Origin of the sequence: Kineobactrum sediminis (genome assembly GCF_002868715.1) — a bacterium.
Lineage (GTDB): Bacteria > Pseudomonadota > Gammaproteobacteria > Pseudomonadales > Halieaceae > Kineobactrum > Kineobactrum sediminis.
The window spans coordinates 203,628-217,144 of record NZ_PKLZ01000009.1 but is presented as its reverse complement, the minus strand read 5'-3'; the positions used below and the strand labels follow the sequence as shown (position 1 = coordinate 217,144).

The 13,517-nt window shown below is 51.9% G+C and carries 11 protein-coding genes; 4 read left to right on the top strand and 7 right to left on the bottom strand.

What is annotated here, in order from left to right; translation table 11 throughout:
• Positions 1–124: 124 nt before the first annotated feature.
• A complete protein-coding gene (locus CWI75_RS13310; protein WP_101521991.1) occupies positions 125–1,735 on the bottom strand; it encodes a class I adenylate-forming enzyme family protein in 1,611 nt (536 codons plus the stop codon).
• A 518-nt stretch (positions 1,736–2,253) separates the two neighbouring features.
• Positions 2,254–3,201 (bottom strand): cyclase family protein, encoded by a 948-nt coding sequence (locus CWI75_RS13305; protein WP_101521990.1) that lies wholly within the window; start codon positions 3,199–3,201, stop codon positions 2,254–2,256.
• Between the two features lie 691 nt (positions 3,202–3,892).
• Between CWI75_RS13305 and CWI75_RS13300 the strand changes: the two genes are divergently transcribed.
• From CWI75_RS13300 to CWI75_RS18925, 3 genes are all read left to right on the top strand, one after another.
• Entirely contained in the window at positions 3,893–5,032 is a 1,140-nt protein-coding gene (locus tag CWI75_RS13300; protein ID WP_101521989.1) for a type 2 periplasmic-binding domain-containing protein, read from the top strand.
• Between the two features lie 108 nt (positions 5,033–5,140).
• The gene (locus tag CWI75_RS13295; RefSeq protein WP_101521988.1) at positions 5,141–6,445 is read left to right on the top strand and encodes a TRAP transporter large permease; all 1,305 of its coding nucleotides are present in this window, start codon (positions 5,141–5,143) and stop codon (positions 6,443–6,445) included.
• A gap of 5 nt (positions 6,446–6,450) precedes the next feature.
• Positions 6,451–6,948 (top strand): TRAP transporter small permease, encoded by a 498-nt coding sequence (locus CWI75_RS18925; RefSeq protein WP_101521987.1) that lies wholly within the window; start codon positions 6,451–6,453, stop codon positions 6,946–6,948.
• A 361-nt stretch (positions 6,949–7,309) separates the two neighbouring features.
• Here the strand turns inward: CWI75_RS18925 and tnpC are convergent, their stop codons facing one another.
• From tnpC to CWI75_RS13270, 4 genes are all read right to left on the bottom strand, one after another.
• Positions 7,310–8,890, bottom strand: coding sequence for an IS66 family transposase (tnpC, locus tag CWI75_RS13285; protein WP_101521986.1), 1,581 nt, complete (start codon positions 8,888–8,890; stop codon positions 7,310–7,312).
• An 89-nt stretch (positions 8,891–8,979) separates the two neighbouring features.
• A complete protein-coding gene (tnpB, locus tag CWI75_RS13280) occupies positions 8,980–9,360 on the bottom strand; it encodes an IS66 family insertion sequence element accessory protein TnpB (protein ID WP_101521985.1) in 381 nt (126 codons plus the stop codon).
• Positions 9,336–9,701 carry a transposase gene (locus CWI75_RS13275; protein ID WP_101521984.1) on the bottom strand — a complete coding sequence of 122 codons (366 nt, stop codon included), beginning with the start codon at positions 9,699–9,701 and terminating at the stop codon, positions 9,336–9,338. Before CWI75_RS13275 ends, tnpB begins: the two co-directional genes overlap by 25 nt.
• Positions 9,702–9,857: 156 nt before the next feature.
• Complete coding sequence (locus CWI75_RS13270; protein ID WP_101521983.1) at positions 9,858–10,217, bottom strand: hypothetical protein; 360 nt, start codon at positions 10,215–10,217, stop codon at positions 9,858–9,860.
• Positions 10,218–10,432: 215 nt separating this feature from the next.
• Here CWI75_RS13270 and CWI75_RS13265 point away from each other — a divergent pair, with 215 nt between their 5' ends.
• Positions 10,433–12,031 carry a fatty acyl-CoA synthetase gene (locus CWI75_RS13265; protein WP_101521982.1) on the top strand — a complete coding sequence of 533 codons (1,599 nt, stop codon included), beginning with the start codon at positions 10,433–10,435 and terminating at the stop codon, positions 12,029–12,031.
• 41 nt (positions 12,032–12,072) lie between these two features.
• On the opposite strand, the gene CWI75_RS13260 is transcribed toward CWI75_RS13265, so the two are convergent.
• Complete coding sequence (locus tag CWI75_RS13260; protein WP_101521981.1) at positions 12,073–13,353, bottom strand: HD-GYP domain-containing protein; 1,281 nt, start codon at positions 13,351–13,353, stop codon at positions 12,073–12,075.
• Positions 13,354–13,517 lie beyond the last annotated feature (164 nt).

Here is a 13,517-nt window from a genome sequence, read left to right as displayed (position 1 = left end):
ATTTAGCCGTTTTAGAACCGTCCGTGGAAGCGGGGTAGAACCCAATATATGTTTTACCCTTGTCGCACTTTTACGTAAGTCGTGAAGCGGGTCATTGATAATAAAAAGCCCGAGGTTCATCGACTTACCGTTCAAATCGTTCATTGGCTAGCTCTTTCAATTCTCTCTTTACTATTTTTCCATTAGCATTTCTCGGCATATGATCGATAGCAACGATTTCTTCTGGGACTTTATATTCTGCGAGTCTATCGGCACAAAAATCCTTTACCTCTTCGGCATTGAAATCCGCGGTCCCACAAATGAAAGCAGCAACCCTCTCTCCTAGGACGGAGCAATTGAAAGCGACAACTGCGCAATCGAGAACATCTTTGTGCTCCAACAAAGTGCCTTCGACCTCTGATGCATAGATTTTGTAACCTCCGCGATTAATTACATACTTAATTCGGTCTACCACAGCTAGGAAACCGCTTTCGTCGATCCAACCCACATCGCCTGACTTCCAGTAGCCCCCAAAAAATTCTGCTGCATTGGCTTCCGCGTTATTCCAATATCCCGGTATGACCATCGGTCCGGCAATCCAGATCTCTCCAAGCTCTCCCGATGGCAGCTGACACCCGTGTCTGTCCGCTATAAAAATATCGGCGCAGGGTACTGGCAGGCCTACCTGGCTTGGTCGAGTCTCTGCATAAGCTGGGGGCATAATCGCAGCAGGAGACGTGGTTTCGGTGGCCCCATAACAGTTATATATATTCAAATTAGGAAGATTCTTTGCAATCCGGGTAAGGGTTGTTTCCGGCATTATTGACCCACCGTATCCCGACACCCTCCAGAGGGAAAGATCGTTAAATTGAAGTTTTTTCGACATCAAAATCAGGTTAAACATTGCAGGAACTAGCAACGTATGCGTTATTCGCTCGTTTTGAGCTAAGTCGACAAACGCATCGGCATTGAAGCTTTTCATTACAATCAGGCTGGCCGACGCGCCAATCGCTGTCAGCACAAGCGCGACTAGCCCCGTGATATGACTGATTGGGACTGCTACAATAGACCGATCGTCCTCCCCGAGGGTCATCGCAGCCTGGTAGTTTATGACCGAATGCAATACGTTCAAATGCGTAATCGTTGCGCCTTTCGGTGTACCGGTTGTACCTGATGTATAAATTAGAAAAGCGGTGTGCTCGGAATCGATTCTTGGAAAAATTATAGTCTGGTCCTGCGAATCAATGTGCATCTGAAGATCTTCAAAACCCTTTAGTAAGATCACCGAGATTAGCTCGTCTAGAAACCCTTCTTCTGGAATCAGATCTTCTAAGCTTGAGTGACAAACCAAGCATTTTACTTGCGCATCCCTCAGAATATACTCGATGCCTCGTTTCGATTCTTTGATGTTCAGTGGGACTGAAATTGCACCTAACTTTAAAATCGCAAATATATACACGACATATTCGGCTGAGTTTTCCATGAGTAACGCGACACGGTCCCCTGCCTCCACTCCAGCTTTCCTAAGGCTGACACAGACTGTGTTGGTGAGTTGATCTAGTTGAGAGTAGGTGATTCGAACATTGTCGCAGACTACAGCCTCTTTATGCGGGCAACGTTGAACACTTTCGGATAGCAATACTGTGCAGTCATTAGGTCGATTTGTGTAACATTTCACTACTCGGTTACCGAAGTGGGCTTCACGTCGCAACGGAGGGAAAGGGGTAATACTTATCCAATTATCTATTTCAAGCATACACGGGGCACCACGCTTTACTCATAGATCTTAAGCTAATCCGGTGCGTAGTGGCGCGTCAATCAAGCGGAACCCATTCTTTGGTTACCGCGCGAGGAATGTGATATCTCTTGGCAGGAAATTGATACTTGAGAGGCTTTTTTGGTAAACAGAGACAAAGCTGCGCACCGCAAGGCTAACCCAGTACGAAGGAGATGCCGCCGAATTCGACAAGATCATGTCCATGAAGTCGAAAATTGAGCCTTGCATGTGTGCTCAATTATCCGGTCGCGCCTCATCAAATTGACGATGCACTTTCCCCGACGTAAACATTTGAGTTAATAGAAACTATTTCCAGCGACATTGTTGTAACAGGCCACCAGCTGAATGATGAGAGAAGCGTGTCTACGGAGGTGCTAAATACACCGGTATCAACTTCGAAATAAAAAAAAAGATTGACTGATTCTACTCCGGTTCCTCATCAAAGAGCTACGTTGCCCAATATAGGCTGACAACGTAGCAGTCATTGGGTCACAAGCTCAATAGAGGGCGACCGGATTAACGATCATCTGAACAGTGCCGCGAATTCGTGCCTGGCCGAGTACGAACATGAACTCATTTACGCCGTCACGCAGGATTGGACCCGAGTTCATCGTCTCTAGAATGTAAATTCCATTTTCCTTTAGCAACACAACATGCGCATAGAACGTTCCGTCACCAGGGGCGGCCGGAACAGCCTCGAGCCCCCAGGTGTCCGACCCCACGGCCATGACGTTAAGACTGGCAAGGTAACGGGATCCGTCTACGTTGATTCCCGGTTGACCCGATGCCCAAACAGTTGGTTCGCTCTCCAGCATATTTTCGGTCCAACCAGTATGGAAGAGTACGATATCACCCTCTCGAATCTCGACGTCCTGCGCCTTTGCGGCATCCTTGATGTCATTCTGGCCAAAGTGTTCACCCGCGGCGAGAAAGTCCTTTTTGAAGTGCTTCGCCATATCGATGATGACAGCGCGCCCGACTAACGGTGGGATATTGTGCACGCCAAGTTTTGTCAGCCCAGTGATGACGGAAATCTCTTCCTCCTCGAGGCAGTTGTAGTAAAGCCCATGTTCCCCAAAGTGTCCGAGGCCGTCTATTTGGCTCCCGATACCAACCCATGTTTGTAGTAAGTCATCGTTGTAGTTTGCCGGATAGCCAAAATCCGTCACCTTCTGGCCGCCCTGCTGGCCTGGTTGTACCACCTGTAAGTTCAAACTACGAGGAGGAAAGGCCGGGGTATTGCTGCCAATGACTATGCCAAGAGGTACTGATTTTCCCTGCTTAATAAGCCCAACCGCCTCCATTGTCCGTTGGGGTGTGACGAGGTTTGCTGAACCAAGCTCGTCTTCGGTGCCCCATTTTGACGGCTTACATTCTTTTGCCAATGAGACTCCGCTAAAACTAAATACCACACAGGCCATGAACCCTAACATCCACGATTTCATAATATTTCTCCTTATTGGCAGCGTCGGCATGCGACCGCTCATCTGTAGGTAAACTAGTGCGTGATCGCATAGCGTCGCACATTTTTTCCGGTTAAAGCACCACTTCGAATTACGTGATGTGCCCTTGCCGGCTCTTATATAAAACACGTTAGCAAACTTTGCCAGCGGCTAAGCTTATACAACACGTAACGTGGTCCTGTCACCTAGCGCTGCAACAAGTATCTTGCCCTAATCTATCGAGACAGCAACGCAGTGTGCTTAATGAGCGCCGCCTTAATTTAGTCGCAAGAACCACCAAAGCTATGCGACTATCATTTTTATGCTGACCAATATCATATTCCTAGCCTGACAATCGCCGTTCCACGGTACTTGATTGACTACCCACTGTGCAGCGCCTTACATTAATCTCCTTGTCTAGAAGGAGCATCTTGCAGATTATCTAAATAATGTCCGCTGGCCGCTTTACTCTTGTCGACGAGATTTTCACCTGCGAGCAATATGCTCAGAGAACACCGATCTCAAGACGGCATGGAGCAATTCTGAATTTTTTAGCCTAGATTAAAAAGAAGAGGTACCGGTCTGAGAATGCCATCAACAAAACCAATCTTCGACTCCATTAGGTTTGCAGAGGAGATTGGCACATCTAGGTTTATTGCTTCAAACCTGGCTCCACAGACCTGGATGGATTTTCATGCTTAGAGGACTGAATAACATCAAAGCTTTCCGGCTAAGACTATTGGTCCTGACTGCCGTTACTTTCATCAGCTGTCTTTCCCAGGCCAGCGATCAGCCTAAGAGCAAGACCTTGCTTATCTCAGCGGGGATTCCCAAGGTGCATTTCTGGGTTGGGGCTCATATGGACGAGTTTGCCGATAGCCTCGAAAGCCAATCTAACGATAAGCTTAAATTTATAAGATACTACGGTGGAGAGTTGGTAGGACCAGGAAGAGAGCTTGATGCCCTCAATGGCTATCTGATCGATGTAGCAGCCCCTCTGCTCGCACCATACCACGAAGGTAAGTTTCCACTGTCAGACATTACCCAACTACCCACCTACCAAACCAATTCGTTACAAATTACTAAAGCTTTTCAGGCATTACTTGATTCGAAGATCGAAATTTCCGAGGGAAAAACCTTTTACGATCTGGAAATACGATCTCAAGGGCTAGTTGCATGGCCGTTAGGGGCAACAGAGGCCTATGTGATCGCAACTAGCGGCAAAGAAATTACGCGTCCAGAGGACTTGCGCGGGATGCCCATGCGGGCGGGATCGGCCCTGCAGATGCTAACCATCGAGAACCTGGGTGCCACTCCAGTGTACCTTCCTTCTTCCCAAGCTTACGAGGCGCTTTCACGGGGCGTGATTGATAGCGTTGTCCTCTCAATTGGAGACTGGGAATCCTATTCGCTTCAAGGGCTTTTGAAATACTCGATTACGGGTATTTCATTAGGACATTGGGAAAGTTACCTGGCACTAAAAGAAGAAACCTGGGATGACCTTGCCCCTGATCTGCAGGAGCTCTGGGACAAGGTGGCACGTGATATCTCACTTACCAATGCCCGCCATATTTCTGCACAAGACCGTGATGTTAAAGAGAAAGCGTCCAAAACGGCAAGATTCGTCCATATAAAAAGCTTGCCCCTTAAACTTCAGGAATTTATTGCTAAAGCGGCCCTAAGTACATGGATTCAGTGGATTGAAAAACTGGAAGCGCAAGATAAGCCTGCGAGGGCAGCCGCCGTTCTTTGGGTGAACTTTGTAGAACAGGAAGGGGGTATGGTTCCTCCAGGGGTCAAGGAGTACCTAGGCGTCAACGAAAACAACAGGTAGGCAACGGTAAATTACCCTAGTGGAGAATTACAAAGTTATCGAGCGCAGACATGTAACCCTCAACGAATAGATCGTAACAAAGCGCAGTAGCGCTGGAGACATTTTGTAATGCCTTATGAGCTTATCATCATCGCGGTTCTTGTCGTGTTCGTTCTCTTGCTCATAATCGGGCAAAGTATTGCATCTACTTTGCTGACTAGTGGGCTCATAGGTGTAGTGCTATGGCGAGACTCTCGGGTCCTGGATGCTATTGTAGGCCCAGATATTTTTTTCGCAGTATCTACTTATTCATTATCGATTATTCCGCTATACCTTTTTATGGCACAGCTCCTAATGCGAGGGGGTGTAGTGGCTGACCTATTTACTGTTGGGATACGTGTCTGTCGAGGTAAACGATTCCCGCTGGGGGTCGCGACAATAGCCTCCGGCGGAATGTTAGGCGCTGTTTCAGGATCGGGCTCTGCAGCGGCGGCCACGCTGGCTACATTAGCGTCGCCGCAACTTGAGCAGATAGGGTATTCCAAACGTTATTCCGTTGCTCTGTGCGCTGTAGCCGGATCGCTCTCAGCTATTGTTCCACCGAGCATCATTATGATCATCTATGGCTCGATTACATCCGTCCCTGTTGGCGAATTGTTCATAGGATCATTAGTGCCGGCTTTAATTTGTATACTATCCTTCTCTATAGTTTTGTACTTTTTTCCAGAAACCCATGCGGTAGAAGTAATAAGCGACAACCTTACACAACATGAAAGCATACAAACCTCAACAAGCGGGGCTCTGGTTGCCAGTGTCTTTGTCGTAGTTTTGATGATCATAGTTTTTGGTGGAATCTATGGTGGATTAGTAACAGCGAGTGAGGCCGGTGCACTTGGCGCCTTCATTGCGCTACTCGGACTATGGATCCTTCGGAAACTGAGCTGGGGTGACGTTCGCGCGTCTCTTGTTGAGGCTTCTAAAGTTACGGCGATGCTCATGATGATTGTAGTCGGCGCGCAGATTTTTGGTCGATTCCTGGCTTATGCGAAAATCCCTAATATGCTGATGGACTTGTTTACACCGCTCATGGCTATGCCTGAACTTTTGATTGTCGTGTTGCTAGGATTCTTTTTCATATTCGGTCTATTTCTCGAGTCAGCAGCGGTAATGATCCTTTTACTTCCTGTCATCATGCCAATATTGACTAAACTCGAGGTCGATCTGCTTTGGTTTGGCATTGTCGCTTGTTTTACCATTTCTATGGGGCTGCTCACGCCTCCAGTTGGTTTAGCCACGTATTCGGCAGCTATGTCGGCTGGTATAGAGCCAGACCAGGTGTTTAGGGTTACAACCCTGTTTGCCAGTATAGCCGCTCTCATAGTTGCCGGTTCGTTGATCTTGTGGCCTGGCTTAGCAACCGTTTTCCTGAGTTAATTCTTATGCTTTCCATTATCTCGAAAATCGAATTCCGACTCTGTGCAGTAGGATCTGGCGCTTGCCTCTTACTGATGGTTCTAATTATCATCACCAGCGTCTTTGGGCGGTACCTACTCCATACCGATTTGATTCCAGGGACGTTCAATATTATTGAGCGTATTCTTTTCCCCGTTTTAGTATTCTGCGCGATTCCCATAACCTACCGTGAAGGAATGTTTCCTAGAGTCACCTATTTCAGGAGCAAGTTTCCTGCAAAACTTGATCTCGCTGCGCATTGGCTATGCGTCCTCGTAGAAGCCTCACTGTACCTTGTGATTGTTTGCTATACATTTCGGTTTGCATGGCAAGGACTAGTCGAATCGAGAACCATGCAGATTGGATCCGAAACCTGGATTTTATGGCCAATTCTTTGGCTGCTTCCTGTCACGTTCATCATTGTATTAGTCAATATCCTAGGTGACGTTCTATCTAAGATACGCAAGGATACGTTAAATGAGTAACCATCGAGGACTGAGGTATATTCCTCTGTATAAACATTTTTGCCACACCAATAGGTATATGTGGAGGGCAAGGAGTTGACCAATGGCAAGATATTCAGCGGCCTTCAAGACCAAAGCGGTGGCACGTTTGCCGCCTGAGAGTGCACCGCTAGACGTTGTGTCGGTACTGACAACTTAAGTAGTTGAGACGATGAGATTCCTGTCGATGGAAATCAGGCTACTGCCCTACTCAATTCACCGAACGCACTTTTCCTGAGATCCCACACTCTCGCCAGCTTCACCACATTTTCGACCGTATTTTTTTACTTCTCAGGCGTTTACGGTGGCACTTGTCGGGAAGATCACAGTAAGCGTCCGGTGATCATACCTTGATCCCAGGCGCCCAGTTATGCGGCAGTAGATCATCAAGGTCTGACTGTCGGGCACTTGGCAAGCGTGCGAGTACGTCTTTCAGGTAAGCCTGCGGGTCGAGGCCATTGATCTTTGCCGACTGGATCAGGGTCATCACATTGGCACCGCGCTGGCCGCTGCGCAGAGAGCCCGCGAACAGCCAGTTGTTCCTGCCAATGGCCCAGGGTCGGATCTGGTTCTCAACCCAATTGTTGTCGATGGGCAGATTGCCGTCATCCAGGTAGCGGACCAGCGCGGACCACCGTTTCAGTGTGTAATCAATGGCTTTTGCAGTTCGCGTGCCATTGGTTAGTTGGGATCGCTGGCCCGTCAGCCACTCGCGCAGATGGGTTATGACGGGGCGCGCCTCGGTATCGCGCAGCCGCTGCCTCTCGTCTGGCGGCAGATCATTGGCTTGTCGTTCAACGTCGTAGAGCATGCCGATGTACGTTAACGCTTTCTCGGCGATAGGACTCTGGTTTTGCTCCATCATCTCGTGGAATTTGCGTCGGGCGTGTGCCCAGCAACCCACCTCGGTCATGCCTGTGGCGAAGCCTGCCTTGTAGCCGGTGTAATCGTCGCAGACCAGCTGTCCGCGCCAGTCCGCCAGGAAGTCCCGAGAGGCCTTGCCGGAGCGTGAAGGCTGGAAGTCGTAAACAACACCCTGCACCGATGCATAGCGCGTCGTTGCGTAGGCCCATATATAGGCCTGGTGCGTTCGTTTCTTCCCCGGCGACAGCATTGGCATCGGGGTCTCGTCAGCATGCAGGACCGGGTGCTCAAGCAGCTTGCTCCGCAGGTGCTCCACCAGCGGCGTCAGTTCCACGCCGCAGCGTCCGACCCAGTCGGCCAGTGTTGATCGCGGCAACTCCACCCCGGCCCGGGCGTAAATCTGCTCCTGTCGGTACAGCGGGAGGTGATCCGCATACTTGCTGATCAGCACCTGAGCCAGCAGGTTCGTGGTGGGAATGCCCTTGTCGATCACGTGCGCTGCCACTGGTGCCTGGGTGATGGTCTCACACTGCCGGCGAGTCCACTTGCCGCGGATATGCCGCTCCACTGAGAAGCTGCCTGATTCATAGTCCAGCTTCTCGCTGATATCCTCACCAATGCGAGTCAGCGCGCAGCCACAGTTGCAGGTGGTGTGCTCGGGTTCATGGTGGAAGTCGGTGCGCGGCAGCTGCGGCGGCAAGGGCCGGCGCTTCGGTGTGCGGGTCTTGGGTTCCGGCTGCGGGCGGCTCTCCGCCAACCGTTCCAGCTCCTGCTCAATGGCCGCTGTGTCTTCGTCGACGAGCTCTTCAAGGAGGTTGTATTGCTGCCGGTTAACGCCTTCGCTACTTTTGCCAAAGCGGTGGCGCTTGAGCAGGGCAATCTCGTGGGTCAGCTGTTCCTCGCGGATAGAGTAGCGGCGGATGATCTCGTCGCGTGCGGCAAGCTCGGCATCCTGTGCTACGAGGCGTGCCTCGCGTTCGCCCAGTTGCGCCAACATACGCTCCGCCATCTGCCGGAGCTGGGCTTCGTTGAGCTGATTGAGATTGATAGGCGCTTGCATGGGAATACTGTGCCAGCACCGGCCATACAGTGCCAGCGGCAATCATCGGCAATCTTTCTCTGGAACTGCGCGCGGGATTCCGGTCTTATCTAGTGTCGGTCCATGACGTGGTCAGCACCCGCATGCTGCCAGGGTAACCCGACCACCAGTGCCTGTAGCTGCGGCAGATCAATAGCCAATGCCTCGCCGGTGCGCAGCTGGCTCCAGACGAACCGACCCTGGTGCAGCCGGCGCGATGCCAGCCAGATACCGAAGCCGTCACACACTAAAACCTTCATCCGATTGGCGCGCTTGTTGGCAAAGACATAGGCGCAATGCGGACGTGCTTTGCCAAAACAATTGATGACGCGCGCCAACGCTGTATCGGGTCCGGCACGCATGTCCAGCGGCTCGCGGGATAGCCAGATCTCATCGATACGAAGGGCCTGCCCCGCAATATCGGGCATCACTGTGTGAGTGCCTTCAGCCATTCAACCGACTGCGGCAACCGGCCTATCTGCCAGTACACTGTGATGTGGCTATGGCCTACCGAGACTTCCAGGCGTATCCTATCCGCAGCATTCGAGGGAGCTGGCGACACTGCTGGCACCTGGCTTCCTGGAACTGGTAGCCGCAGGAACTCGTTATTGGCGTCCCGCTGTCGCGCATGACGCCACTTGTGAATCAGGTTGGCGTTAATGCCGTGACGCAGGGCAACGCCGGCGATGGACTCGCCGGAATGCAGGCACTCGGCAAGAACCTGCTCCTTGAACGCACGAGAATGGCGACGGCGGGGCTGGATGATCCTTGGTGGTGGGGCTTCGTGATCCATAACAGGTGTCCACTTAACTAGGTGGACACCTACATTACCTGCCGGCCCGGTGATTGGAAGATGGGTTTACCGGACGCTTACGAAGCGTCGGACCGTCGACTCCGGCCTCCGGTACCAAAACACAAAACCCACACCCGTATTCAGATAATGCGGTGCCTATTCCTCGGGCTCCGTGTACGGTTCAAATTTCCCCAGCGGGCAAGATCCCATACGCATACCGATTGTGGTATCCACGACCGAAATAATGTCCAGGCTACAATAAGAGTTCAATGACGTTTCGTGCAGGATGGCGTTGTGCTTCAGACCGTGACATTTGTAGGGCAAGTGGTTGATATAATCGGTTTTTCCGTGCATGTGAAAAATGAGGGTCTGGTCGTCCACCACTTCAATCCGGTCAATATGGGACATGGGCAGGCACTGCCGGGTCTCGGGATCATTCTTGTCATTCTGACCAAACGCGACACTTGACCCCAATATCCACAGAGTCATTACTATTCCGGTCGAGATCATCTTCATAACTGTATCTCCTGGGTTTTCAAATGGCTATCATCGTGAAATTCAGTGTAGACCACATTTCCCGCAACTTCCGGGTAAGGGGAAGTGTTTATTACACCGCGATCTGACCATGTCGTCATTCACCCAATTCCTCCAAAAATACCTCCCGGGACTTTAGAACTTCAGCCAGAAAGTACACCATAGGCAGCTGACCGCCATAAAAGGTATCGAACAGCATGGACATGCACACACTTTCCCGCCAGACCCTCTTTGACACCCTGCACCGCAGTGCCCGCCGCTATCCTGACAAAATAGCCCTGCGTCAGGGCGAAAAGGAATACAGCTACCGCGACTTCAACGACCTGTGCCTGCGGGTTGCCGGCGGTCTGAAAGACCTTGGCATACAGTCGGGCGACAGGGTCGCCATGCTTTCCCGCAACTCCATTGCCTTCGCTGCGGTACGCTATGCCGTGGCCGCCACCGGTGCAATTCTGGTGCCCGTTAATTTCATGCTCAACATCCGGGAGACCCGCTATATTCTCGAACATTCCGGTGCCCGCCTGTTGTTCGTCGGCGAGACGGAACGCGACAAAGCCATCGCCGCAGCCAGACAGTGCCCGCAGGTACAGCAGTTGGTATGGCTGCCGGGGCAAGACACGGGGAATATGCCTGATGGCATTATCCCCTTCGACCAGCTGTGTAGCAGCGACCACTACACTGACAACGCGGTTATCGAGACCAATGCGCCCGCGCAGATTATCTACACCAGCGGTACAGAGTCTGCCCCCAAAGGCGCCGTGTTGAGCCATGCCGCCATTTTATGGCAATACAGCAGCTGCCTTATCGATGCGGAAATTGCCGGAGACGACACGATATTACACGCCCTGCCCCTGTTCCACTGTGCCCAGCTGGACTGTTTTCTGGGCCCCGCTCTCAAGATTGGCAGCCGCAACGTCATCACCGACGATCCCAGCCCCGAGAACCTTTTAAGCTTGCTGGCCGGAGAACAGGTCACATCGTTTTTCGCTCCACCCACGGTCTGGATATCGCTGCTTCGCAGCGAACTCTTTGAGCAATCGGATCTGAGCCACTTGCGCAAGGGCTACTACGGCGCATCGATCATGCCCGTGGAAGTCATGAAGGAAATACATGCCCGCCTGCCCGACATCCGCCTGTGGAACCTTTACGGACAAACCGAGATGGCGCCCATGGCAACCATCCTCAAGCCCGCCGACCAGTTACGCAAAGCGGGCTCCGCTGGTCGTCCCGCACTGTATGTAGAAACTCGTATAGTGGATGACGCCGGCACCGAAGTGGCAACCGGGGAGATTGGTGAAGTGGTACACCGCTCGCCGCAATTGCTTACCGAATACTTCCGGGACCCCGAACGTACCGCAGCCGCATTCGAGGGCGGCTGGTTTCACAGTGGTGACCTGGGTGTTATGGATAGCGAGGGCTATCTGGCGATAGTCGATCGCAAGAAAGACATGATCAAGACCGGCGGTGAAAACGTGTCCAGCAGGGAAGTCGAAGAGGTGATCTACCAGTTGCCGGAGGTCTCTGAGGTGGCGGTAATCGGCCTGTCACACCCGCGCTGGATGGAAGCCGTTGCCGCAGTGATTGTGCCACGGACCGGCTGTACCGTAGACCCGGAGACTGTTATTCATCACTGCACTCAGTGCCTGGCCGGCTTTAAGGTGCCCAAGGCCGTACTGGCGGCAGACATGTTACCGCGCAACCCTTCCGGCAAGATCCTGAAACGCAATTTGCGCGAAGCTTTTGCCGACACCTTCATCACAGGGCCGGATCACGAATCACGGGATAACAACTACTGAAAGATACCGTCATACTCCTGGTGCCGGTCACTGTATTACTATCAGTTCGGTGAGCCAGGAAAAAGTACCTTCCCAACCTGCTCCAGCCAGGCAAGTGCCGCCTCGTCGCGCTGCATCACGGTGTCAACCGGGGCAGCGTTTTTGAGCCAGTCCACACTCTCGCGGATTTGCCGCAAACCCTCGCGCAATATACTACAGACTTCACGGTGAGCCAGTGTATCCCGGTCACTGGAAGCAGCGAGTTCTTCCACCAGGGTTTGATCGACCCCGGCTTTGATCATCGCATGATTAATCGCACTTACATCTCGGTCAATCAGTCGCCAGACAGGGGCGGACACCGTATCAGACACCGTATGCCAGCCGTCCAGTGCCTCGCTCAGCGACTTCAGCATGTCGGGGATTTCAGAGGTATCAAAAGGATAATCATTACCCAGGTAATCCAGGTCAAGATGTTTCCAGAAAGCCCGGGTTATCGTGCGATCAAACTGATGCGCATAAGTCTTGATGACATTGGCCAGGTGTGCGGGGCCCGCAGAGCGGACGATACCCAGGCTCATTTCAACAAACGATAGAATACGGCCACAGCGGCTGATCTCGCTTCCCAACAGCCCATGGGGGTAGCCACTACCGTCCATACGCTCGTGATGCTCACCAATGGCCTGTGCAACTGATGAATCATAGTCGGGCAAGTTACTGATTATCGAGGAACCGATAAGCGGGTGAGACTGTAATTGCCGGCGCAGCGCGGGATCGAGTTTCTCTCGGGGATCAAGAATACGGTGGTCGGTGTGTAGCTGGCCGATATCATGAAGTAGCGCAGCAATAGCAAGATTACGCAACTCGCCCTCACCAAGCTCTATTTCCTGGCCGAGGAAGACACATGCCATCACACACCACAGACTGTGGTCCATAAGCTGGGGAGACTGCGAGGCAAGGACCGTAAGCTTGTTACGAATGGCGGTAGGCAGGATCATGCGCCCAAAACATGCAAGCACGAACTCCTCACCGCGATACCGTATCAGTAGCTCTTTCAGCGCCGGCATTTCCTCCAACAGTTCATTCGCACGCTCTATAAGCGTCGTTTTGTCGACGGCGGCCTCAATCAGGCAACTCTGCTCAATAGGTTTGAGCAGCTTGTGGCGCAGCAACTTATCAAGCAACAGACTGTTGACTCGATAGCCGCTGGCAACCACCTTTACGGCTGACCTGGAGTAAATATCTTCTGTTGCCGTAACAGCCCTGGAGTCCCCAAGGGCTGTTACATGCTTCAGGTAGTCTGGACTATCAACATACGTCTCTACAGACGCCTCGGGCCGATTCATTATTTTCGCTTCTTTCTCTGGAAGGTGATCTCACAAACGTGGTTCCATGGTTTACCAAACCGGGGTTGGCCGGCGACTATGCCAGCGCACCTTACGTTATCCATGTCCCTGGCGGAAGCCGGCAACAATATCCTACTGCAGCACCGCCAGCCCCAATGTACGAC

Bases quoted from the DNA above. Each gene is read 5' to 3' on its own strand.
- CWI75_RS13310 (WP_101521991.1), bottom strand. From the start codon at position 1,735: ATGCTTGAAATAGATAATTGGATAAGTATTACCCCTTTCCCTCCGTTG.
- CWI75_RS13305 (WP_101521990.1), bottom strand. From the start codon at position 3,201: ATGAAATCGTGGATGTTAGGGTTCATGGCCTGTGTGGTATTTAGTTTT.
- CWI75_RS13300 (WP_101521989.1), top strand. From the start codon at position 3,893: ATGCTTAGAGGACTGAATAACATCAAAGCTTTCCGGCTAAGACTATTG.
- CWI75_RS13295 (WP_101521988.1), top strand. From the start codon at position 5,141: ATGCCTTATGAGCTTATCATCATCGCGGTTCTTGTCGTGTTCGTTCTC.
- CWI75_RS18925 (WP_101521987.1), top strand. From the start codon at position 6,451: ATGCTTTCCATTATCTCGAAAATCGAATTCCGACTCTGTGCAGTAGGA.
- tnpC (WP_101521986.1), bottom strand. From the start codon at position 8,890: ATGCAAGCGCCTATCAATCTCAATCAGCTCAACGAAGCCCAGCTCCGG.
- tnpB (WP_101521985.1), bottom strand. From the start codon at position 9,360: ATGGCTGAAGGCACTCACACAGTGATGCCCGATATTGCGGGGCAGGCC.
- CWI75_RS13275 (WP_101521984.1), bottom strand. From the start codon at position 9,701: ATGGATCACGAAGCCCCACCACCAAGGATCATCCAGCCCCGCCGTCGC.
- CWI75_RS13270 (WP_101521983.1), bottom strand. From the start codon at position 10,217: ATGAAGATGATCTCGACCGGAATAGTAATGACTCTGTGGATATTGGGG.
- CWI75_RS13265 (WP_101521982.1), top strand. From the start codon at position 10,433: ATGGACATGCACACACTTTCCCGCCAGACCCTCTTTGACACCCTGCAC.
- CWI75_RS13260 (WP_101521981.1), bottom strand. From the start codon at position 13,353: ATGAATCGGCCCGAGGCGTCTGTAGAGACGTATGTTGATAGTCCAGAC.